Below are 20,114 nucleotides of genomic sequence, written 5' to 3'. Positions count from 1 at the left end.
ATCGTTCACTATCAGAACGCATTGTTCGACTATCGCTCGCTGAGTATAGGGGCGAGTTCGCTCGCATTCAACCGGTGCGCGGAGCGGCATACGACTGCGGTCACAGAGAGACCGACGACCCGATGTGGAACGATCGCCCTCGATCGTATATAATCTGGGGACGATGCGAGAGCGAGGGAGCTCATGACCCACGGATCCGCCGGCGAAGCCGCCGACACACGCCGACCGGCGATCGCGCCCCGGCCCGGCAAGGTCGTCGCGGTGCACATCAGTTACGCCTCGCGTGCCGACCAGCGCGGGCGGCGGCCCACCGCTCCGTCCTACTTCCTCAAGCCGAGCAGCTCCGTGACCGGCTCGGGCGGCACCCTGGAGCGCCCCGCAGGCACCGAGCTGCTCTCCTTCGAGGGCGAGATCGCGCTCGTCATCGGCGAGCCCGCGTACCGCGTGCCGCTCGAGCGGGCCTGGGAGCACGTCGGCTGGGTCACCGCGTCGAACGACGTGGGCGTCTACGACCTGCGCTGGGCCGACAAGGGCTCGAACGTCCGCTCCAAGGGACGCGACGGCTACACCCCGCTCGGCCCCGGGCTCATCGACGCCCGCACCGTCGACCCCGGCGCGCTCCGGCTGCGCACCTGGGTCAACGACGAGCTCGTGCAGGACGACACCACCGCGGGCCTGATCTTTCCGCTCGCGCAGTTCGTCGCCGATCTGTCGCAGCACGTCACCCTGGAGACCGGCGACGTCATCCTCACCGGCACGCCGGCGGGGGCCTCGGTGATCGTCCCCGGCGACGTCGTCGAGGTCGAGGTCGATGCGCCGACCGCCGGCGGCGCGCCGAGCTCCGGGCGCCTGCGCAGCACAGTGACCCAGGGGGACACGCCCTTCTCCGACGTCGGCTCGGGGCCGAAGGTCGACGACGCGCAGCGCGTCGACGCCTGGGGCTCGCGCGAGGCCGCGGGTCTGGATCCCGAGCCCGAGTCGTTCCGGCTCACCGACGAGCTCCGCGACAAGCTGCGGCGCGCCCCCGTGGCGGGCCTGTCGGCGCAGCTGCGCAAGCGCGGCCTGAACAACGTCGCGATCGACGGGCTGCGGCCGAACCTCCCCGACGCGAAGCTGGTGGGCACCGCCCGGACGCTGCGGTTCGTGCCGAACCGCGAGGACCTCTTCGCCAGCCACGGCGGCGGCTACAACGCCCAGAAGCGGGCGTTCGACGCCGTCGGCGAGGGCGAGGTGATCGTCATCGAGGCTCGCGGCGAGACCGGCTCCGGCACGCTCGGCGACATCCTCGCGCTCCGCGCCCGCAGCCGCGGCGCGGCCGGCGTCGTCACCGACGGCGGCGTGCGCGACTTCGATGCGGTGGCCGGGATCGGCCTCCCGGTGTTCTCGAAGGGCGCCCACCCCGCCGTGCTCGGGCGCAAGCACGTGCCGTGGGACGCCGACGTCGCCGTCGCCTGCGGCGGGGCCACGGTGCTCCCCGGCGACGTGATCGTCGGCGACGCCGACGGCGTGATCGTCATCCCGCCCGCCCTCGTCGAGGAGGTCGCCGACGCCGCGCTCGCGCAGGAGGACGAGGACGCCTGGGTCGCCGAGCAGGTCGCGGCCGGGAACCCCGTCGACGGGCTGTTCCCCCCGAACGCCGAGTGGCGCGCCCGGTACGACCGGTGGCGGGAATCGCGGTGACCGACATGGCGACGCGGCAGCGGGGCGGCGCGCCGGCGCCCGCGCCGGCCGACCCGTCGACGTCGAGCAAGTCGCAGCGCGCCTACTCGTGGCTGCACGAGCGAATCGCGAGCCACGAGTTCGGCCCCGGCCACCGGCTCGTGCTCGGCCCCATCGCCGACACGCTCGAGATGAGCGTCGTGCCCGTCCGCGAGGCGGTGCGCCAGCTGGAGGCGCAGGGCCTGGTCACCTTCGAGCGCAACGTCGGCGCGCGCGTCGCGGTCGTCGACGCGCGCGAGTACGTCTTCACGATGCAGACTCTCGGCCTCGTCGAGGGTGCGGCGACCTCGCTGTCCGCCCCGCTGCTGACCGACGAGGCCCTCCAACGCGCCGAGGCCGTCAACGAGCGGCTGCAACGACTGCTCGACGACTTCGACCCGCTCGCCTTCACCCAGCTGAACCAGCAGTTCCACTCGGTGCTGTACGAGCCGTGCCCCAACCCGCATATCCTCGACCTCGTGCACCGCGGCTGGACGCGCCTGTCGGGCCTGCGCGACTCGACGTTCGCGTTCGTCCCGGGCCGTGCGCACCACTCCGTCGAGGAGCACGCCGAGATCCTCGACCTGATCCGTTCCGGAGCCGACCCGCTCAGCATCGAGCTGGCCGCCCGCGACCACCGCTGGCGCACGATGGACGCGTTCCTCGCCGCCCGCACCCCCGACCCCGCCACTGAACCGGAGGCATCATGACCGACACCGCCCTGACCCAGCGGCACGTCCCCGCCGACCTGCCCACGACGATCCGGCACTACATCGACGGCGAGTTCGTCGATTCCGCCGACGGCGACACCTTCGACGTGCTCGACCCGGTGACCAACGAGACCTACGCCACCGGCGCCGCCGGCAAGAAGGCCGACATCGACCGCGCCGTCGCGGCCGCCCGCCGCGCGTTCGTCGAGGGACCGTGGCCGCGGCTGCTCCCCCGCGAGCGCTCCCGCGTCCTGCACAAGATCGCCGACATCGTCGAGTCGCGCGACCAGCGCCTCGCCGAGCTGGAGAGCTTCGACTCGGGCCTGCCGATCACCCAGGCGCTCGGACAGGCGCGCCGCGCCGCCGAGAACTTCCGATTCTTCGCCGACCTCATCGTCGCCCAGGCCGACGACACCTTCAAGGTGCCCGGCCGCCAGATCAACTACGTCAACCGCAAGCCGATCGGCGTCGCCGGGCTCATCACGCCCTGGAACACCCCCTTCATGCTGGAGTCGTGGAAGCTCGGCCCGGCGCTGGCGACCGGCAACACCGTCGTGCTCAAGCCGGCCGAGTTCACGCCGCTGTCGGCGTCGCTGTGGGCGGGCATCTTCGAGGAGGCGGGGCTGCCGAGGGGCGTGTTCAACCTCGTCAACGGCCTCGGCGAGGACGCCGGAGACGCGCTCGTGAAGCACCCCGACGTGCCGCTGATCTCGTTCACCGGCGAGAGCCGCACCGGCCAGATCATCTTCGGCAACGCCGCGCCGTACCTGAAAGGCCTGTCGATGGAGCTCGGCGGCAAGAGCCCAGCGATCGTGTTCGCCGACGCCGACCTGGATGCCGCCATCGACGCGACGATCTTCGGCGTCTTCTCGCTCAACGGCGAGCGCTGCACCGCCGGCAGCCGCATCCTCGTCGAGCGCTCGGTGTACGACGAGTTCGTCGCGCGCTACGCCGCGCAGGCGAAGCGGGTCAGGGTCGGCTACCCGCACGACCCGAAGACCGAGGTCGGGGCACTGGTGCATCCCGAGCACTACGACAAGGTGGTCTCCTACATCGAGATCGGCAAGACCGAGGGGCGCCTCGTCGCCGGGGGCGGCCGGCCGGCCGGCTTCCCCGAGGGAAACTTCGTCGAGCCGACCGTGTTCGCCGACGTGCCCGCCGACGCCCGCATCTTCCAGGAGGAGATCTTCGGCCCGGTCGTGGCGATCACCCCGTTCGACGACGACGCCGAGGCGCTGACGCTGGCGAACGACACCAAGTACGGCCTGGCCGCCTACGTGTGGACGAACGACCTCAAGCGCGCCCACAACGTCGCCCAGAGCGTGGAGGCCGGCATGGTGTGGCTGAACTCCAACAACGTCCGCGACCTCCGCACCCCGTTCGGCGGCGTCAAGGCCTCCGGCCTCGGCCACGAGGGCGGCTACCGGTCGATCGACTTCTACACCGACCAGCAGGCCGTGCACATCACGCTCGGGAAGGTCCACAACCCCACCTTCGGCAAGAACTGACCGCCGCCGCTCACGCAAGGACGCATGACATGACCCGCATCGACGACCGCACGCCCGCCTCGTCCGGCTTCTTCGTGAGCCAGGAGGCGCCGATCCGCTCCGACGACCCCGTCGCCACCCCCTCCTCTCCCCCGCCCGACATCCTCCGCTGCGCGTACCTGGAGCTCGTCGTCACGGACCTCGCCGCATCGCGCGCGTTCTACGTCGACGTCCTCGGCCTGCACGTGACGGAGGAGGACGACGAGGCGATCTACCTGCGCTCGACGGAGGAGTTCATCCACCACAACCTCGTGCTGCGGAAGGGGCCCGTCGCCGCCGCGGCCGCGTTCTCCTATCGGGTGCGGGCCGCGGAGGACCTCGACAGGGCGGTGGCCTTCTACACCGAGCTCGGATGCCGCGTCGAGCGCCGCCGGGACGGCTTCGTCAGGGGGATCGGGGACTCCGTGCGGGTGGAGGACCCGCTCGGCTTCCCCTACGAGTTCTTCCACCAGACCGATCACGTCGAGCGCCTGTCCTGGCGGTACGACCTGCACGGCCCCGGGGAGCTCGTCCGCCTCGACCACTTCAACCAGGTGACGCCCGACGTGCCCCGCGCCGTGCGCCACTACCAGGATCTCGGCTTCCGCGTCACGGAGGACATCCAGGACTCCGACGGCGTCGTCTACGCCGCGTGGATGCGCCGCAAGCCGACCGTGCACGACACCGCGACCACGGGCGGCGACGGACCGCGCCTTCACCACATCGCGTTCTCGACGCACGAGAAGCACAACATCCTCGCCATCTGCGACAAGCTCGGCGCCCTGCGGCTGTCGGACCGGATCGAGCGCGGCCCGGGCCGCCACGGCGTATCGAACGCGTTCTACCTGTACCTGCGCGACCCCGACGGGCACCGCATCGAGATCTACACGCAGGACTACTACACCGGCGACCCCGACAACCCGGTGGTCACCTGGGACGTGCACGACAACCAGCGCCGCGACTGGTGGGGCAACCCCGTCGTGCCGACGTGGTACACCGAGGCGTCGCTCGTGCTCGACCTGGACGGCAACCCGCAGCCGGTCGTCGCCCGCACCGACTCCAGCGAGCTGGCCGTCACCATCGGCGCCGACGGCTTCTCCTACACCCGCGAGGGCGAGGAGCTGCCGGACTGGAAGAAGGGCGAGTACAAGCTGGGCCACCAGCTCTAGCCCGCCGGTCCACCGCCCCACCCGCGTGTCTCACCTGTTCAGGTTCGCCGGCCCGGATCCCTGAACAGGTGAGACATGCACCGTCACGAGATCGAACAGGAGACACCGGATGCTGGACCCCGATGTGATCGCCGCCATCGCCGAGGAGCTCGCCGAGGCCGACCGCAGCCACAGCGTGATCCCCCGGATCACCGCACGGTACCCCGACGCCACGATCGAGGACTCCTACGCCATCCAAGGAGTGTGGCGCGACAAGAACATCGCGGCGGGGCGCCGCCTGATCGGCCGCAAGATCGGCCTGACCTCCAAGGCCATGCAGGCCGCGACCGGCATCACCGAGCCCGACTACGGTGTGATGTTCGACGACACCGTGTGGGAGAACGGCGCGACGATCCCCTACGACGCGTTCTCGAACGTGCGGATCGAGGTCGAGCTCGCCTTCCTGCTCAAGGAGCCCCTGGAGGGCCCGAACGCCACACTGTTCGACGTGCTGCGCGCCGCCGAGTACGTCACTCCGGCGCTGGAGGTGCTGAACTCCCACATCGAGCTGGAGGGACGCACCATCGTCGACACCATCAGCGACAACGCCGCCTACGGCGGCCTGGTGGTCGGCGGCAACCCGGTGCGCCCCGACCAGGTCGACCTGCGCTGGGTCTCGGCGCTGCTCTACCGCAACGAGACCATCGAGGAGACCGGCGTCGCCGCCGGCGTCCTCAACCATCCGGCCACCGGCGTCGCGTGGCTGGCGAACAAGTTCCACCAGCACGGCGCGCGCCTGGAGGCGGGCGAGCTCATCCTGGCAGGGTCGTTCACCCGGCCGGCGTGGATCTCCCGCGGCGACAGCGTGCTCTGCGACTACGGACCGTTGGGAACCATCTCATGTCGTTTCGTCTGACCCCCACCTTCCGCGACCGGCTCGCCGAGGCGCCCCGCCCCCTCGCCGGCATCTGGGTGTGCTCGGCGAGCCCCCTGGTCGCCGAGATCGTGGCCGGTTCCGGCACCGACTGGGTGCTGATCGACCAGGAGCACTCCCCCAACGGCCTGGAGTCGACCCTCGCGCAGCTGCAGGCGATCGCCGCGTACCCGGCGACCCCGGTCGTGCGTGTGCCCGTCGGCGACGTCGTGGCGATCAAGCAGGTGCTCGACCTCGGCGCACAGAACCTGCTCGTGCCGATGGTCTCCTCGGCGGCACAGGCCGAAGAGCTCGTGCGCGCCGTGCGCTACCCGCCGCGCGGGGTGCGGGGCGTCGGATCGGCACTGGCACGCTCGGCGCGGTGGAACCGCGTCGACGACTACCTCCTCGACGCGGACCGGCACGTTTCGCTGTTCGTGCAGATCGAGAACGCCGCCGGCGTCGCCGCGGCCGCCGAGATCGCCGCGGTCGACGGCGTCGACGGCGTGTTCGTCGGGCCGAGCGACCTGGCCGCCTCTCTCGGCGTGCTCGGGCAGCAGACCCATCCCGACGTCACCGCCGCAGTGCTCCGCGCCTTCGAGGCCGTCCGCGCCGCCGGCAAGCCCGTCGGGGTGAACGCCTTCGACCCCGACGTGGCCCGGTCGTACCTCGACGCGGGCGCGTCGTTCGTGCTGGTCGGCGCCGACGTGGCGCTCCTGGCGCGTGGCGCGGAGGCGCTGGCCGCGCGATTCGGCGCGGGTCCCGGCGAGGGCGAGCGCGTGAGCTACTGATCCCTCGTTCACACGGATGTCACGGGGTCGTGGGATCCTGGTCGACATGAACGACGCCGGAAGGACGAGGAGCGTCTCTGCGCGCGTCGAGCTGCAGGTCACGGAAACCGCCGAGCTGATCTTCGCTGTGGCGGTCGCAGCCGAATACGCCACGGCCTCCGAGCGGCTCGCCGTCGCGATCGACGGCGAGCCGCAGCACGTCGTCGAGCTCTCCGACGCGCACGGAACGAGGCTGCACCGCGTCGCCGCCGCCCGGCCGGGGCGGCTGACGTTCGACTACGCCGCGACGGTCGACGGCCCCGCCGAGCCCGGCGGCACGTCAGCGGTCGACGTCATCCGCTACACCCGCCCGAGCCGGTACGCCGAGTCTGATGCGCTCGGCCCCACCGCGCTCGCGGAGTTCGGCGGCATCGACGACCCCGCGGAGCTCCTCGCCGCCGTGTCGTCGTGGGTCGGCACGCACCTCGCCTACGTGTCGGGATCCTCGCTTCCGACCGACGGCGCCGTGCGCACGCTCCTGTCCCGCCAGGGCGTGTGTCGCGACTACGCGCACCTCACCGTCGCGTTGCTGCGCGCGAGCGGCCTGCCGGCACGGCTCGCCGCCGTGTACGCTCCCGGACTCGAGCCGATGGACTTCCACGCCGTCGCCGAGGCGTGGGTCGACGGATCGTGGCGCACCGTCGACGCCACCACGCTCGCCCCGCGTGCCGCCCTCGTGCGCATCGCGACAGGACGGGACGCCGCCGACACCGCGTTCCTCAGCGTTCTGTCCGGCAGGGCCGACCTCGTCGCCGTCGAGGTCACCGCCGTCGCCGACCGGCTGCCCGACGATGATGTCACGCGGCTCGTCTCGATCGTCTGAGAACGAGCGGAGGCACTCCGCGCCGGCCACGAAGCCAGGAGGAGACGACCGGCGTCACGAGCGGTTTCCCCCGCACCCGCCGACGAGGGGGAGCTCCGGATCCCGGAGACGGACGGCGCTCATGTGGTGAGCTTGGCGATCAGGGCATCGGCGGTCGCGGCCGACGAGGTCGGGTTCTGGCCGGTGATGAGCAGCCCGTCCTCGACGACGTAGGAGGCCCAGTCGTCGGCCTTCGAGAAGTCGGCGCCGAGCCGGATCAGCTCGTCCTCGACGAGGAACGGCACGATCTTGTCGAGCTCGACCCCGATCTCCTCCGTGTTGGTGAACCCGGTGACCTTCCTGCCCCGCACGAGCGGGGCACCGTCCTCGTCGGTCGCGTGACGCAGCACGCCGGGCGCGTGGCACACCAGGGCCACCGGCCTGCCCGCGCGCAGCGTGGTCTCGATCAGGCGGACGGAGTCCCGGTCCTCGGCGAGGTCCCACAGCGGTCCGTGGCCGCCCGGGTAGAAGACCGTGTCGAAGTCGGCCGCGGAGACGGAGTCGAGGCGCACGGTGTGCGCGAGCGCCTCGACCGCCTCGGGGTCCGCCTCGAAGCGGCGTGTGTCGTCGGTCTGGAACTCGGGCAGGCTGCTCTTCGGGTCCAGCGGCGGCTGCCCGCCCCTCGGGGAGGCCAGGGTGATGTCGTAGCCGGCCTCCCGGAAACGGTAGTAGGGCGCGGCGAGCTCCTCGAGCCAGAAGCCGGTCTTCGTGCCGGTGTCGCCGAGCTCGTCATGCGAGGTGAGGACGATGAGGATCTTCATGATGATGACCTTTCGAGTAGACCGGTCGTCTCCACTGATGGAGTGGTAACCCGCACCGCCGGTCGTCGATGCGGGAGAGGGCCTCAGGCCAGCCGGAGAAGCTGGAGGGTGTGGGCGAGCGCGTCGTCCATCGGCGTCACGTCGCGGTGGATCTTGGCCAGCACGCTCGCCCCGACCCACAGGCCGTAGAGCGACCGCGCGACCGCGCGCACGTCCGCGAACGCGGGCAACGACCCGTCGACGGCTCCCGCATCGAGCATGGCCGCGAGCCGGTCGATGATCGCGCCGGTGCCCTCCTCGAGCGCATGGCGCATCGGCTCGGAGAGGTCGGCGACCTCGGCGCCGAGCTTGACGGCGAGACACCTGCCTTCGCAGTCGTTCACGCTCTGCGTCTCACGCCACCCGCGCCAATACTCCACCAGCCGCGTCGCCACGGTCCGATCAGTGCGCGCGAAGATGTCGTCCATGTCGGCGAGGTAGCCCGTGAAATACGACTGCAGCATGGCCACACCGAAGGCGTCCTTCGAGCCGAACCAGTGATAGAACGACCCCTTGGGCACCCCGGCGACACCGAGGACCTCATTGAGGCCGACAGCCGCCCACCCCTTATGGGCGACGGTACGCTGCGCGGCATCGAGAATGCTCCGGCGAGTGTCGACTGCGGCAGGCATGGACCGACCGTACCAGACGATTAGACCAGTCGTCTATACAATCGGGCCCCGAGCGTCCTGGACGGTCACGCCTCACCCCGCGAGACCGTCAGGCCGTCGAGATAGACGCCGATCATGCGGCGGTTGAACTCGGGCGGTTCGCCGGCGACCGACTGGGAGAGCAGCGCGATGCTCACCATGATCTCCCGCGGTCCGACCCCGGCTCGTGCGCGCCGTTCTCGGACCGCCCGCGACAGGAGCGCATCGAGTGCCGGCTCGAGCCGGTCCAGGAGCTGCTCGGGCAGGCCGTCATAGGCAGGATCGTCCGAGTGCAACGCCGCGGCGAGGCCCTGCTTGGTGGCGACGAAGTCGGCGAACCGCTCGATCCACAGCACGAGAGCCTCCCACGCCTCGTGGCTTCGTCCGAGCTCTCCGGCGGCGGCGATGCACGCGTCGATCTCCTGCCGCAGCACGGCGATGATGAGATCGGAGCGACGAGGGAAGTGCCGGTAGAGAGTGCCGACCCCCACCCCCGCGGAGTCCGTGATCTGCTTCGCCGGAACGTCAACGCCGTCGCTCGCGAACACGACCTTCGCCGCGTCCAGCAGCGCCGCGACGTTTCGCTGAGCGTCCGCGCGCAGTCGGCGGCCCGGACCCGCGGCGCCTGCGCGGCTCGCGCTCCCCACGCGATCGACTTCCATCTCCACCCCTTGATAAACGGAACGCTATTCCGTATAGTTCCGGAATGAGCCTCCGGTTATGGCCATCGTACGTCACGGGGGTCCCCACGCAGCCACATCCCAGGTTCGGAGGAGCCATGCACTACCGCACGCTCGGGCGCACCGGCATCAAGGTCAGCCCCTACGGGCTCGGCACGCTCATGTTCGCCACCCAGGTCGGCAACCCCGACCCCGCCGACTCCGCCCGCATCATCCACAAGGCCATCGACGCCGGCATCAACCTCATCGACACCGCGGACGCCTACGGCGACTCCGAGGACGTCGTCGGCCAGGCGCTCACCGGCCGCCGCGAGAACGTGGTCCTCACCACCAAGGTCGGGAACCCCCGCGGCACCGATCCGAACCGGCAGGGCGCCTCCCGCCGCTGGATCACGACCGCGGTCGAGGACTCGCTGCGCCGCCTCCGGACGGACTACATCGACGTCTACCAGCTCCACCGCCCCGACCCCGACACGGACATCGAGGAGACCCTGTCCGCGATGACCGACCTCGTCCGGGCCGGCAAGATCCGCGCCTTCGGCACCTCCACCGTCCCCGCCTCGGACCTCGTCGAAGCGCACTGGGTCGCCGAGCGCCGCGGCCTGGAACGTCCCCGCACGGAACAGCCGCCCTACTCCATCCTGAACCGCGGCATCGAACGCGACGTGCTCCCCGTCGCCCAGAAGCACGGCATGGGCGTGCTCGTCTGGGGGCCGCTCGGGCAGGGCATGCTCACCGGACGCGTCCGTCGCGGCCAGGAGAACCCCCTCGCACGGGCGAAGTTCTTCACCGCCTACGGCGACGAGCGCCGCCTCGACGCCGTCGAGCAGCTCGTCCCCCTCGCCGAGGAGGCGGGCATCTCCATGCCGCACCTCGCCATGGCCTTCGCCGTCACCCATCCGGGAGTCACGAGCGCGCTCCTCGGAGCACGCACCATGGAGCATCTCGACGGACTCCTCGCCGGCCTCGACGTGAGCCTCGGCGACGACGTCCTCGACCGCATCGACGAGATCGTCCCGCCCGGAACCGACATCGGCACCCTCGACCAGGCATACGTGCCGCCGGCCATCCGGACGACCGGACTGCGACGACGTCCCGTGGCGGACCGGGCCATCGTGTGACGTCGTGAGCGCCCGCCTCGGAACGGACGGCACGGGAAGGGCCGTCCCTCTCGCCCGAGCCGGGGTCGCCAGCACCACGAACGTTCCGGGCGGGAGCCACGTCGGACCCGACGGCATCGCGAGCATCACGGGGCACCCCACGATCCGCAAGCCCTCACGGGCCGTTCGGAACCCCGGCTCGACCGCCGGCCTCTGGCGCAAGACCGGCGAGATCCTCGGATCGAGGTTCCTCTTCGAGCCGGAGGCGACATCGCCACCGTGCCGGCGGAGACCGTGAGAAGAACGGCGTGCGGGGTCCGGCCCGACGGTCGTGATCGGAGATCGCTCGTCGGCGAGCGCGCCGGTGATGTTGCGCAGGGCTGCTCGCTGGCCGGCGTCGAGCCGGCTGGTGAAGTGTCGCTGCACGGCATCGACGAGCGGCTCGCGCGTCGCGGCGAACGCCTCCCGGCCGGGTTCGAGCACGGTGATCTCGACCTCCGGATCAATGCCCACGCGCCCTTCGGGCGCAGGGCGGGGTTGCGGATGCGCTCCTCGCCCGGCTCAGGCGCGACAGGCAGCGCCTCGCAAACAACCACGGATAGCGGGACAGCCGGAGAAGATCGGCGCATTCGTGGCCGGCATCGGGTCGGAGGCCACCGCCCTCGTGGACCGGACCGGCTGACCCGACGAGGTTGCGCGGGTTCAGGCTCGTCGCGAGGTGCTGATCTTGGTGAGGAGTTCATCGAGCAGGAGCGATTCTCCGGGGGTCAGCGGGCTGGAGGCCCGGATGAGGACGGCCCGCAAGGCCGATGCGGGAATCGCGGGGTTGTCCTGGGCGGCCGTGGCGTCCTCCCTTGCGGAGCTCGGTGCGACGATGGCGTCCAGGATCGCCTCTCGCACACTCTTCGACAGATCGGAAGCTCCCGGATCGCCTTCGGGTGATCCGATGAGCGAGATGACCACGCCGACGCCGGTCGAGTGGATCATCGCCACGGCGGTCTCGATGTCGATGCGCAGCCGGCCCGCACGGGCGAGCGTCTCGACGAGTCCTCGGAGGATCGCGGTGCTCTCGGACACGACGAAGGATTCGCGGGACTGGTCGGGGGCGCCATACATCAGCAGGTAGAGCGCGGGATGCTGCACGCCGAACTCGATGTGCAGATCCCACCCGTCGCGGAGGTCGTCGACCGGGTCCGTTCGCCGGGGGCGGGAGGACTTCGAGGACAGATACCGGCGGAACCCCTCGTGCGCCGCTTCGGCGAGCAGGCCGTCCATGTCGCCGAACTGCCGGTAGATCGTCTGCGGCTGGATGCCCGCGGCGGCGCTGACCGCACGTGTCGACACGCCTCGTCGCCCCTCGCGGGCCAGCAACTCCATCGTGGCCCGCAGAATCCGCGCCCTGGTCCCGTCCACCGTGTCGCTGCCCATGGATCGATGATAACGCGAACATCACACCAGTGATGTGTTACCGTTGATCCGCAATAGACGTGATCGACGATCCACCGGACCGCTCTGCGGCCCGACCCGAGAGAGGAATCACCATGAGACTGCTCGTCACCGGAGCCACCGGAACCGTCGGCGGGAGCGTCGCTCGCGCACTCGCCGGCGCCGACCATCAAGTCGTCGCACTCGTGCGCGACCCTGCGAAGTACGACGCCCCCGCGGGCGTCGAGGTCATTCAGGGCGACCTGACCTCCGCGAACGACGTGCGTCATGCGCTGCAAGGCGTCGACCGGGCGTTCTTGAACATGGCCGACGATAACGGCGCGACCTTCGCCGAAGTCGCGGGCTCGGTCGGGCTCGGCCATGTCGTGCTGCTGTCCTCGTTCACGGCGATCACGCAGCTCCCGCTCGGAGACGACAACATCGTCACCGCCAGGCACCGTGCCGGCGAGGCTGCACTGACTGCCGCAGGCGTCCCCTCGACGTTCCTGCGCGCGAGCGGCTTCGACGACAACTTCCTGATGTGGACGAGCGGGATCGGCGAAGGCGTCGTGCGCGCACCCTGGCTGGACGTGAGGCTCCCTGTCGTCGATCCCGATGACATCGCCGCGTCCGCAGCAGCGGTCCTGCGCACCGAGATTCCGACAGGCGGTGCGTACTCGATCACCGGCCCTGCGGCACTGTCAGTCACCGACCAGGCCGCTATCGCCGGTGAAGTGCTCGACCGTAACCTGCGCGTGGAGCAACTCGCCCTGCAGGTCGCCAAAGCCGCGGCGTTCCCCGAGGGAACCCCCGACTTCGTGATCGACTCGGTCTTCGGCACCTTCGGCCCCGAAGCAGCCGTGCTGCCGGTCTCGAATGACGTGGAGGCCCTCACCGGACGCCCCGCACACACCTTCGCGCAGTGGATCGAGCGCAACCGGACGGCCCTCGCGTGAGCGCCCACGAGCTCCCCGCCGCCGCGCAGCGTTTCATCGGCGCGACCAACGCAGAGGACTGCGTCGGGTTACTGGCCGCATTCGCCGATCACGGGGTGGTGGACGACTTCGGACGCCTTTTCACCGGGCACGAGCAGATCGGCGAATGGAGCGACCGGGAGAACATCGGCACCCACAACCGCATCACCGTCCAACGAGTCACCCGCACCCCAGGCGGGACGCTCGCGAACATCACGGTCACCGGCGACGGATACAACGGCGGCGGCACCTTCGCGTTCGGCCTCGACACGGACGGGCTGATCAACATCCTCACCATCCGCGGCTGACCGGCGGCCGCTCGCGGTCCGAAACCCGGTTCGACATGTCCTTCGACTTCTCCGATGTCCGATCCGGCAGAGAATGAGTGAACGAGGGGACTGCTGAAGATTTGGTCGACTCGTTACCTCGGCCTCGGAACCGCACACCACGGCAAACACGTCATGCTCCTCGCCGACGACACCACCGTCACCGTCATCCACCTCAGCACCGAAGAAGTCCTCGCGACCGACACCATCTCCCCCGACGAGACCTCCTGGCGCAACGACGAAGAGGGAGCCCGGCCGATGGCCGGGCTCCCTCTCGTAACTCGTCAACGATGTCGCGACTCAGATGTCAGCTATGTCCCGAGACATCACAACTGTGGGCCTAACGGGAGCATTGCCGAAACTTGCCCCGCCCTTGGTTCGCATGGCCGTGATGCACTGGCAGATCAGGCTGCGCGACAGTTGACTCATGGTCGCCAAAGCCGGTCACGGTCGTTCTGCAGTCACGCCAGGCAGGTCGGAGAAGCGAGCGAGCACATCGCCACTGAGCAGAACGCGTTCCGTTTGCGCGGCATGCGCGGCGACGATCAGGTCATGAGCACCGCGGGCCCTGCCTGACCTTCGAGCATGGGCGATCAGCCGGGCGTGATGGACGGCGGTAGCATCGGTGTACTCCAGCACCTCGACCGCGCCGACGATCGCGGCCAGGGCACGGGAGCGGGCGGCGGCACGCTCCGCTGTGTCTGCCAGCTCGATGCCCGTTCGATACTCGGCCACAGTGATGGCGGCGATGGCCAACTCGTCGTCGTCGAGAGCAGCGCGATCGAAGGCGCCGCGCTCGTAGTCGATCAAGACGTTCGTATCGAGGATCACGCGCCTGCCCACGGGTCTGCCCCCTCGTGGGTCAGATTCCCTACGGCGTCAGCGATGTCCGCAGCGAATCGGTCATCGGGCGGCGAGACCTCGGTCAGCGCTGAGCGCAGATCGCGTCCGGTGCGGTGGGGTGCGGGTCGGATCTCGGCGATCGGCCGGTTCCCCCGGGTCACCGTGACCGTGTCGCCCGCCTCGATCGCATCGAGCAGGTCGGAGAATCGGCGGGATGCCTCAGTGGCGCTGACAGTACGCATACACCCAGGTTATCTGATAATCAGATCCGGTGAGGCGATCCGGATGAAGCGCCCGGGTGTGATGGAGGCTCTCAAACCTGTGAAGGATGAGAGACCCGCTCGCGCGAGCGCCGACTGGTCCCGTCGCGCACGTCACTCGCGCGACGAACGGTTGGCGACTGCAGCACCGACAAGGCTGACGGCTATGCCGACGGCGGCTCCGAGCAGCGTCTCGGTCATACGGTCGCGAAGCAGGACTCCGGCGCTGAGCGGCCGGGCGAGTTGCGTCATGAGCAGTGCCAGGGGTGTCACGAAGATCATGGCCAGACCGTAGTTGCGCATCACGAAGAGCTCGGCTCCGATCTGCAACAGGACAACGAAGGCGATGATCTCGAGCGCGTCGGTGCTCACCGCGAGCAGGAGCGCCGTCAACGCGACTCCCAGGAGGGTTCCCAGCACGCGTTGCCCGGCGCGCACGAGGTGACCCGTCGTGTCGGCAGCGCCGAGCGCGGCCGACGCAGCGACCATCGCCCAATACGGATGCCCCATGCCGATCACCGTCGGAATCGCCCCGGCCGCGAGGACCGCGACCCCCGCACTGAGCACCCTGAGCGGCTCTCCTGGGCGCGTTGCTGTCGCGCGGAACGAGATCACCAGTCGAGTCGGCCGGCGTGAGCGCCACCGGGGCACCGTCACGCCGACGGTCGAGATCGCCATGGCAAACGCGGCGCTGACGCTTGCCGTCGCGAGCGCCAGAACGATGTCGAAGGGCGTCGCCGGAACGGAGGCGCACGCGGCCATGGCGAACACGAAGAAGAGAGCACCGGGCGGATGCCAGTTCAGCACATCCGAGACGAAGGTCATAGCAGATGCCATGACGGACACAAGCAGGAGGATGAGCCAGTCGCGCATGCCGAACGCGCTCACGGCCGTACCGGCCACGACCGCGAGCAGCAGGCCGACGCCGGCGGTCGCCTGCATGCGCGCCCGGGTGACGTGGGTGTGCGTACGGCCGTACAGCGCCGTGAACGCACCGAAAGCGGCGTAGAGAGCAAGCTGCATGTGGTCGGTCGAGTAGAGGACGACAAGCGGCACAGCCACCGCGATTCCGGCCCTCAGCGCAGCCCAATGCGCGTCCCCGTGAGGACCGATCTCGATCAGCCGCCGAGGGTGCGGTAGCACCCCCCCTCGACCGAGCGACCGAGCTGCCGAGTGCTGGCTGGAACGTGCTCTGCGGGTGGTTTCGGCCATGGATTTCCTTATTCGACGTCTCAGGTCATCGACGACCGCGAGGGTTTCGGCTATATACTTTACTCGTAAACTATCTTATCGTAGCGGTATGGCAGCTGACCGACGCGATGAGGTGGACCGCATTCGCTCCGAGTGGGCGGAGCACCACCCGAAGCTCGACACGGCGACGATCGACGTCGTGGGGAGAATCCTTCGCACGGCAGCGATTGTGACCAAGCGCGGCGACGCTCTGCTCGCGGAGTTCGGGTTGACCCGCGGTGAGTTCGACATCCTCGCCGCTCTTCGCCGCCAGGACCTGCCGCAGTCGCCTGGCTCCCTCCGCACGGTCGCCCTGGCCAGCGGCCCGGCCATCACCAAGCGCCTTCGCTCGCTCGAGTCGCGACTCCTCGTGCAACGCTCACCCAATCCGATCGACGGCCGCGGCGCCCTGATCGCGCTCTCGGGCCAGGGAATCGCCCTCACCGATGAGGTCTTCCCACGGATGCTGGGCCTCGAACGCGATCTTCTTGCCGGCATCCCCAGCGAACGTGCGCCACACGTCGTCGACGCGCTCCGTCTTGTGCTCGCGAGCGTCGAGTCGCGAGGGTAGGCAGCCCGCCCTCGTCCTCCAGGTAGCGGAGGCGGCACGCGACACATCACCCTCGGCCATCCGGTCGGTGAACATCCGCACCGCGCGGGCCTGCGTCTCGGCGTCGTACTTCTTCTGAGCGGGCATCTGATTCTCTCCTTGTTAGATCAAACCCTCCGACAAACCCAGGCCGATTCACCCTGTACTGCGGCTGCGGGAAACGCATGACGATCAACCATGCTCGCAACCGGCACGGCGAGACCTACCCCTACTTCATCTGCCTCGGCCGCCACATGGGCACCAGCGGCTGCGAACGACAGGCCGTGCTCGTCTCGACCGTCGAGAACTTGGTAGCCGAGCACTACCGCACCATCGAGCTCTCACCCGAAGCCTCCAACGCCCTCACCGGCATGATCGAGGACATCTTCGACCGCATCGACGCCGAATCCGAGACCCAGCGCCGCGATCTGACCCGGCAGAAGGAACGCCTCGAAGACGAACAACTCCGGCTCTCGCAAGCCCACTACGCCGACGCGATCAGCCTGCCCGTCCTCAAGAAGGAACAGCACCGCATCGAAGCCATCCTCACCGACATCGACCAACGCCTGTCTGCCTGCCGGTCTGGGCGCGAGGATGCCAAGCTCCGGCTACGCGCCTGCCAGCACCTGGCCACCAACGCCCACGCGTTCTACCTCGCCTGCGACGACGCCCGCCGGCGCCTGTGCAACCAGGCGTTCTTCACCAAGATCACGCTCAAAGAGAACCTTGACGTGACCTCGGAGTTCATCGGCATCTACGAGACCATCCTCGACCCCACCAACCGACTCCACACCGAATTCTGGCAACGCACCGGCCAACTCCACCCCGACATCAACCTGGAGCACAACGAAGAAACCCTGCCCCACGATCAGCGGGGCAGGGTTGGAACTTCGACCAAATGGTGGACCCAGGGGGATTCGAACCCCCGACCTCTTCATTGCGAACGAAGCGCGCTACCAACTGCGCCATGGGCCCTTGCAACCCGGACCACATTACCAGAGTCGCCGCCCCTCTCCCAACCGCGCCGCGTGTCCGGCGAGCCCGACTCAGCCGGTGGCTCGACGGGCCAGCAGCTGCCGCACGTGCTGCTCGATCTCGGCGTCGTCGACGTAGCCCATGCGGGCGAACGCCGACTCCCCCGCGGGAGCCGCGGGACGTGCGGTCGAGATCGGGACGGGCTCGGGCGCCATCCGCTCGGCCTGATCGCGCAGCGCCTCCTCGCGTGCGGCGGCGCGCAGCGCCTCCCGCGCGTCCAGTCCCGCGCGCACGACCGCGGCGCGGGATCCCGACACGGATGTGAGCGGTGCGGGAAGCGACCGTGGCGTCCAGCCTCGATCCTCGGGGTTCATGAGCACCGGCTCCGCACGGCGGACGGGGACCGTCTCGGCGACGGGTGCCGTCTCCTGCACGGAGGGGCGCCGGCGCGAACGGCGCTGCACGTCGGCCATCCGTCGCAGCGTCTGCACGCCGACGAAGGTCACGGCCGCCGCTCCCGCGAGCCACCATCCGGTGCCGCCGGTGGCGGCGATCCAGCCGCCGATCCCGCCGAGCGCCAGCCCTGCGACGAGAAGAGACGTCGCGACGAGCCGGACGGCGCGCCGGCTTCTCGCCTGCCGCACACGCAGCGCCTCCGGGTCGAGACGAGCCGCCTGGATCTCGCGGCGGCGCCTCTCCGACTCGAGCACGAGCTCGCGGCGACGGCGCTCGATCTCGATCGTCGCCTCTTCTCGGGTCCGCTCGACCTCGGCCTGCACCTCGAGCCTCTTGCGCTCGACCTCGAGGCGGTCCTGCTCCGCCCGGAGCCTGTCGTCCTCGGCGCGCAGCTGCCGCACCAGCCTGTGCTGCGCGCGGGCCTCGCGCGCACTCAGCTCGACGCGGATCTCCTGGGGCGTCTCGCTCGTCTCGGCGAGCACGCGCAGCGCCTGGTTCAGCCGCACGGCGTTGCGCTCCGCCGCGTCGTAGCGCATCCGGCTCTGCCAGGTCGGCAGCAGGTAGACGATCCAGAGCAGCACGGCGACGGCGATGATCACGCCTCCGCCCAGCACCTGCCCGCCCATGCGTTCAACGGTAGGCGACGACGGGGGAAGCGCCGGCAGCGGCGCGAGCGTGTCGCGGCGGGATCATCCGGGCAGGAGATCGAGAGCCCAGCCCCCATCGCGACGGCGGTACCGTGCGCGTCGGCTCGGCGCGACCGCCGAGCCCTCCCAGAAGAGCATCTCCTGCGGACGCAGCACGAAGCCCGCCCACGTCTCGGGGGCGTCGAGGTCGGGGTGCGCCGCGTCGAACGCAGCCCAGCGCTCCTCCCGCTCGGCACGCGGCAGCCTCGCGACGTCGGGGGTGTTCATCCACGCCAGCACCTGCAGATAGCGGCCGCGGCGGGCGTAGGCGTCGCGCGCATCCCGTGCGACGGAGCGCTCGACGCCGCCGCGCAGCACGACCTGGCGCGCCGCCGCCTCCCAGCGCACGACCAGCGCCGCCGTCGGCCGTTCTGCGAGCTGCCCCGCCTTGCGGCTGCCGGCGTCCGTGTGGAAGCTCGCGCCCTCGCTCGTGACGGCGGACAGCAGGACCGTGCGCGCATCGGGCAGGCCGTCGGCGTCGAGCGTCGCGAGCGTCGCCGTGGGGCGGACCGGGTCGTCGTTCGACGGCGCCCAGGCCATCAGGAGGGCGAACGGGTCCTCGGGAAGGGCACCGTCCTGCACGGGGCGCTCGAGGTCCGCGGGCGGGATGTTGCCGGGCGCCCCGATCATCCGCGGTGCCGGAACCGTGAGATCTCGGTCAGGGCACGGGCGACGAAGGCCGTCCCCTCCTCGACGAGCACGCGCCCGTACTCCGCGGTCGCGCCGGTGGGGTCGCCGATCACGCCGCTCGCGCCGAAGTCGTCGGAGGTCCATCCGAAGCTCACGGGGTAGCCGTTGAACCCGATGGTCGTGTACTCCGCGATGTGCTCGGGCACGCTGCGGACGGCGGCGTCCATGCGCACCAGCTCGGGGCGCAGCGCGAGCATGACGCTCGTCTCCGAGTGGCCGGCGTGGATGCCCATCCCGAGCTCGTCGGGACCGTGGACGCCGTCGCCCGCCCGCTGCACCCCCGATCCCATGCTGAAGGTCCGCAGCCCGTGCCGACGCCGGATCTCGCGATTGACGACGCCGAGCAGCGCCGTGTTCCCGCCGTGCCCGTTGACGAACACGAGCGACCCCGCGCCGGTCGCCGCGACGGACCGGCCGATGTCGAGGAGCGTGTCCCACAGCGTCGACGCCTCGAGCCAGATCGAGCCGGCCGCCCAGTGGTGCTCGTCGCTCTTGCTCACCGCGAGGGGCGGCAGCAGCCACGCGTCCACGCCTGCGGCGGCGACGCGCTCGACCGCTGCCGTCGCGATGGCGTCGGGGACGACGAGATCCGTGTTGAGCGGCAGGTGTGCCCCGTGCTGCTCGAGTGCGCCGACGGGCTGCACGACGACGGAGTCGTCGTCGAGCAGCGCGGCAGCCGTGGGCTGGGGCAGGTCCGTGAGCAGGCGGGTCATGGCCTCGGTGCTTTCTCGTCGGTCGTCTCC

General features: G+C 70.1%; 23 protein-coding genes, 1 tRNA gene and 1 pseudogene. 12 read left to right on the top strand and 13 right to left on the bottom strand.

Going from position 1 to position 20,114, the window contains the following annotated elements; genetic code table 11:
• Positions 1 to 183: 183 nt before the first annotated feature.
• From N8K70_RS04415 to N8K70_RS04385, 7 genes are all read left to right on the top strand, one after another.
• Positions 184 to 1,680, top strand: coding sequence for a fumarylacetoacetate hydrolase family protein (locus tag N8K70_RS04415; RefSeq protein WP_317140404.1), 1,497 nt, complete (start codon positions 184 to 186; stop codon positions 1,678 to 1,680).
• A gap of 5 nt (positions 1,681 to 1,685) precedes the next feature.
• A complete protein-coding gene (locus tag N8K70_RS04410) occupies positions 1,686 to 2,408 on the top strand; it encodes a GntR family transcriptional regulator (RefSeq protein WP_317141169.1) in 723 nt (240 codons plus the stop codon).
• Positions 2,405 to 3,916, top strand: coding sequence for a 5-carboxymethyl-2-hydroxymuconate semialdehyde dehydrogenase (hpaE, locus tag N8K70_RS04405; protein WP_317140403.1), 1,512 nt, complete (start codon positions 2,405 to 2,407; stop codon positions 3,914 to 3,916). The genes N8K70_RS04410 and hpaE overlap by 4 nt, the downstream gene beginning before the upstream one ends.
• A 29-nt stretch (positions 3,917 to 3,945) precedes the next feature.
• Positions 3,946 to 5,103 carry a 3,4-dihydroxyphenylacetate 2,3-dioxygenase gene (gene hpaD, locus N8K70_RS04400; RefSeq protein ID WP_317140402.1) on the top strand — a complete coding sequence of 386 codons (1,158 nt, stop codon included), beginning with the start codon at positions 3,946 to 3,948 and terminating at the stop codon, positions 5,101 to 5,103.
• Between the two features lie 109 nt (positions 5,104 to 5,212).
• Positions 5,213 to 5,998 carry a 2-oxo-hept-4-ene-1,7-dioate hydratase gene (gene hpaH, locus N8K70_RS04395; protein ID WP_317140401.1) on the top strand — a complete coding sequence of 262 codons (786 nt, stop codon included), beginning with the start codon at positions 5,213 to 5,215 and terminating at the stop codon, positions 5,996 to 5,998.
• On the top strand, positions 5,983 to 6,786 hold the full coding sequence (locus N8K70_RS04390; protein ID WP_317140400.1) for an aldolase/citrate lyase family protein: 804 nt from the start codon (positions 5,983 to 5,985) through the stop codon (positions 6,784 to 6,786). Before hpaH ends, N8K70_RS04390 begins: the two co-directional genes overlap by 16 nt.
• 46 nt (positions 6,787 to 6,832) lie before the next feature.
• Positions 6,833 to 7,648, top strand: coding sequence for a transglutaminase-like domain-containing protein (locus tag N8K70_RS04385; RefSeq protein ID WP_317140399.1), 816 nt, complete (start codon positions 6,833 to 6,835; stop codon positions 7,646 to 7,648).
• A 119-nt stretch (positions 7,649 to 7,767) separates the two neighbouring features.
• Here the strand turns inward: N8K70_RS04385 and N8K70_RS04380 are convergent, their stop codons facing one another.
• The 3 genes from N8K70_RS04380 to N8K70_RS04370 all read right to left on the bottom strand — a co-directional run bounded on the left by N8K70_RS04380 (position 7,768) and on the right by N8K70_RS04370 (position 9,799).
• Positions 7,768 to 8,448, bottom strand: coding sequence for a type 1 glutamine amidotransferase domain-containing protein (locus N8K70_RS04380; protein WP_317140398.1), 681 nt, complete (start codon positions 8,446 to 8,448; stop codon positions 7,768 to 7,770).
• An 83-nt stretch (positions 8,449 to 8,531) separates the two neighbouring features.
• Entirely contained in the window at positions 8,532 to 9,119 is a 588-nt protein-coding gene (locus tag N8K70_RS04375; RefSeq protein WP_317140397.1) for a TetR/AcrR family transcriptional regulator, read from the bottom strand.
• Between the two features lie 65 nt (positions 9,120 to 9,184).
• Positions 9,185 to 9,799 carry a TetR/AcrR family transcriptional regulator gene (locus N8K70_RS04370; RefSeq protein ID WP_317140396.1) on the bottom strand — a complete coding sequence of 205 codons (615 nt, stop codon included), beginning with the start codon at positions 9,797 to 9,799 and terminating at the stop codon, positions 9,185 to 9,187.
• Positions 9,800 to 9,915: 116 nt separating this feature from the next.
• Between N8K70_RS04370 and N8K70_RS04365 the strand changes: the two genes are divergently transcribed.
• Positions 9,916 to 10,938: an aldo/keto reductase gene (locus tag N8K70_RS04365; RefSeq protein WP_317140395.1), complete on the top strand. Its 1,023-nt coding sequence runs from the start codon at positions 9,916 to 9,918 to the stop codon at positions 10,936 to 10,938.
• A gap of 681 nt (positions 10,939 to 11,619) precedes the next feature.
• Here N8K70_RS04365 and N8K70_RS04360 read toward each other — a convergent pair.
• Positions 11,620 to 12,345 (bottom strand): TetR/AcrR family transcriptional regulator, encoded by a 726-nt coding sequence (locus N8K70_RS04360; protein WP_317140394.1) that lies wholly within the window; start codon positions 12,343 to 12,345, stop codon positions 11,620 to 11,622.
• A 113-nt stretch (positions 12,346 to 12,458) separates the two neighbouring features.
• On the opposite strand from N8K70_RS04360, the gene N8K70_RS04355 reads away from it, so the two are divergent.
• Positions 12,459 to 13,298 carry an SDR family oxidoreductase gene (locus tag N8K70_RS04355; protein WP_317140393.1) on the top strand — a complete coding sequence of 280 codons (840 nt, stop codon included), beginning with the start codon at positions 12,459 to 12,461 and terminating at the stop codon, positions 13,296 to 13,298.
• Positions 13,295 to 13,624 (top strand): nuclear transport factor 2 family protein, encoded by a 330-nt coding sequence (locus N8K70_RS04350; RefSeq protein ID WP_317140392.1) that lies wholly within the window; start codon positions 13,295 to 13,297, stop codon positions 13,622 to 13,624. The genes N8K70_RS04355 and N8K70_RS04350 overlap by 4 nt, the downstream gene beginning before the upstream one ends.
• Positions 13,625 to 14,086: 462 nt before the next feature.
• On the opposite strand, the gene N8K70_RS04345 is transcribed toward N8K70_RS04350, so the two are convergent.
• The 3 genes from N8K70_RS04345 to N8K70_RS04335 all read right to left on the bottom strand — a co-directional run bounded on the left by N8K70_RS04345 (position 14,087) and on the right by N8K70_RS04335 (position 15,957).
• Entirely contained in the window at positions 14,087 to 14,485 is a 399-nt protein-coding gene (locus N8K70_RS04345; RefSeq protein ID WP_317140391.1) for a type II toxin-antitoxin system VapC family toxin, read from the bottom strand.
• Complete coding sequence (locus N8K70_RS04340) at positions 14,470 to 14,727, bottom strand: type II toxin-antitoxin system Phd/YefM family antitoxin (protein WP_317140390.1); 258 nt, start codon at positions 14,725 to 14,727, stop codon at positions 14,470 to 14,472. The genes N8K70_RS04345 and N8K70_RS04340 overlap by 16 nt, the downstream gene beginning before the upstream one ends.
• A gap of 132 nt (positions 14,728 to 14,859) precedes the next feature.
• Positions 14,860 to 15,957: an FUSC family protein gene (locus N8K70_RS04335; protein ID WP_317140389.1), complete on the bottom strand. Its 1,098-nt coding sequence runs from the start codon at positions 15,955 to 15,957 to the stop codon at positions 14,860 to 14,862.
• An 88-nt stretch (positions 15,958 to 16,045) separates the two neighbouring features.
• On the opposite strand from N8K70_RS04335, the gene N8K70_RS04330 reads away from it, so the two are divergent.
• Positions 16,046 to 16,546, top strand: a complete 501-nt coding sequence (locus N8K70_RS04330; RefSeq protein WP_317140388.1) for a MarR family winged helix-turn-helix transcriptional regulator — start codon at positions 16,046 to 16,048, stop codon at positions 16,544 to 16,546.
• Between the two features lie 179 nt (positions 16,547 to 16,725).
• Positions 16,726 to 16,881 (top strand): annotated as a pseudogene (locus tag N8K70_RS17130) (zinc ribbon domain-containing protein); the annotation flags it as partial.
• 24 nt (positions 16,882 to 16,905) lie between these two features.
• Here the strand turns inward: N8K70_RS17130 and N8K70_RS04325 are convergent.
• The 6 genes from N8K70_RS04325 to N8K70_RS04300 all read right to left on the bottom strand — a co-directional run bounded on the left by N8K70_RS04325 (position 16,906) and on the right by N8K70_RS04300 (position 20,084).
• Entirely contained in the window at positions 16,906 to 17,127 is a 222-nt protein-coding gene (locus N8K70_RS04325) for a hypothetical protein (protein ID WP_317140387.1), read from the bottom strand.
• Between the two features lie 45 nt (positions 17,128 to 17,172).
• Positions 17,173 to 17,430, bottom strand: a complete 258-nt coding sequence (locus tag N8K70_RS04320) for a hypothetical protein (RefSeq protein ID WP_317140386.1) — start codon at positions 17,428 to 17,430, stop codon at positions 17,173 to 17,175.
• Positions 17,431 to 17,463: 33 nt separating this feature from the next.
• Positions 17,464 to 17,539 (bottom strand) — tRNA-Ala (locus tag N8K70_RS04315).
• Between the two features lie 71 nt (positions 17,540 to 17,610).
• Complete coding sequence (locus N8K70_RS04310) at positions 17,611 to 18,621, bottom strand: large exoprotein (RefSeq protein ID WP_317140385.1); 1,011 nt, start codon at positions 18,619 to 18,621, stop codon at positions 17,611 to 17,613.
• A gap of 63 nt (positions 18,622 to 18,684) precedes the next feature.
• On the bottom strand, positions 18,685 to 19,311 hold the full coding sequence (locus tag N8K70_RS04305) for a pyridoxamine 5'-phosphate oxidase family protein (RefSeq protein ID WP_317140384.1): 627 nt from the start codon (positions 19,309 to 19,311) through the stop codon (positions 18,685 to 18,687).
• The gene (locus tag N8K70_RS04300; protein ID WP_317140383.1) at positions 19,308 to 20,084 is read right to left on the bottom strand and encodes a creatininase family protein; all 777 of its coding nucleotides are present in this window, start codon (positions 20,082 to 20,084) and stop codon (positions 19,308 to 19,310) included. The genes N8K70_RS04305 and N8K70_RS04300 overlap by 4 nt, the downstream gene beginning before the upstream one ends.
• Positions 20,085 to 20,114: the final 30 nt, after the last annotated feature.

Source organism: Microbacterium sp. AB, assembly GCF_032878875.1.
GTDB classification, from domain to species: domain Bacteria; phylum Actinomycetota; class Actinomycetes; order Actinomycetales; family Microbacteriaceae; genus Microbacterium; species Microbacterium betulae.
Note: the sequence above shows the minus strand (reverse complement) of the source record. Positions and strands in the feature narration are given on the sequence as shown.

Coding starts and splice junctions, on each gene's coding strand:
- N8K70_RS04355 (WP_317140393.1), top strand. CDS start 12,459: ATGAGACTGCTCGTCACCGGAGCCACCGGAACCGTCGGCGGGAGCGTC.
- N8K70_RS04410 (WP_317141169.1), top strand. CDS start 1,686: ATGGCGACGCGGCAGCGGGGCGGCGCGCCGGCGCCCGCGCCGGCCGAC.
- N8K70_RS04340 (WP_317140390.1), bottom strand. CDS start 14,727: ATGCGTACTGTCAGCGCCACTGAGGCATCCCGCCGATTCTCCGACCTG.
- N8K70_RS04385 (WP_317140399.1), top strand. CDS start 6,833: ATGAACGACGCCGGAAGGACGAGGAGCGTCTCTGCGCGCGTCGAGCTG.
- N8K70_RS04390 (WP_317140400.1), top strand. CDS start 5,983: ATGTCGTTTCGTCTGACCCCCACCTTCCGCGACCGGCTCGCCGAGGCG.
- hpaE (WP_317140403.1), top strand. CDS start 2,405: ATGACCGACACCGCCCTGACCCAGCGGCACGTCCCCGCCGACCTGCCC.
- hpaH (WP_317140401.1), top strand. CDS start 5,213: ATGCTGGACCCCGATGTGATCGCCGCCATCGCCGAGGAGCTCGCCGAG.
- N8K70_RS04335 (WP_317140389.1), bottom strand. CDS start 15,957: ATGGCCGAAACCACCCGCAGAGCACGTTCCAGCCAGCACTCGGCAGCT.
- N8K70_RS04365 (WP_317140395.1), top strand. CDS start 9,916: ATGCACTACCGCACGCTCGGGCGCACCGGCATCAAGGTCAGCCCCTAC.
- N8K70_RS04375 (WP_317140397.1), bottom strand. CDS start 9,119: ATGCCTGCCGCAGTCGACACTCGCCGGAGCATTCTCGATGCCGCGCAG.
- N8K70_RS04370 (WP_317140396.1), bottom strand. CDS start 9,799: ATGGAAGTCGATCGCGTGGGGAGCGCGAGCCGCGCAGGCGCCGCGGGT.
- N8K70_RS04305 (WP_317140384.1), bottom strand. CDS start 19,311: ATGATCGGGGCGCCCGGCAACATCCCGCCCGCGGACCTCGAGCGCCCC.
- N8K70_RS04415 (WP_317140404.1), top strand. CDS start 184: ATGACCCACGGATCCGCCGGCGAAGCCGCCGACACACGCCGACCGGCG.
- N8K70_RS04360 (WP_317140394.1), bottom strand. CDS start 12,345: ATGGGCAGCGACACGGTGGACGGGACCAGGGCGCGGATTCTGCGGGCC.
- hpaD (WP_317140402.1), top strand. CDS start 3,946: ATGACCCGCATCGACGACCGCACGCCCGCCTCGTCCGGCTTCTTCGTG.
- N8K70_RS04310 (WP_317140385.1), bottom strand. CDS start 18,621: ATGGGCGGGCAGGTGCTGGGCGGAGGCGTGATCATCGCCGTCGCCGTG.
- N8K70_RS04300 (WP_317140383.1), bottom strand. CDS start 20,084: ATGACCCGCCTGCTCACGGACCTGCCCCAGCCCACGGCTGCCGCGCTG.
- N8K70_RS04380 (WP_317140398.1), bottom strand. CDS start 8,448: ATGAAGATCCTCATCGTCCTCACCTCGCATGACGAGCTCGGCGACACC.
- N8K70_RS04330 (WP_317140388.1), top strand. CDS start 16,046: ATGGCAGCTGACCGACGCGATGAGGTGGACCGCATTCGCTCCGAGTGG.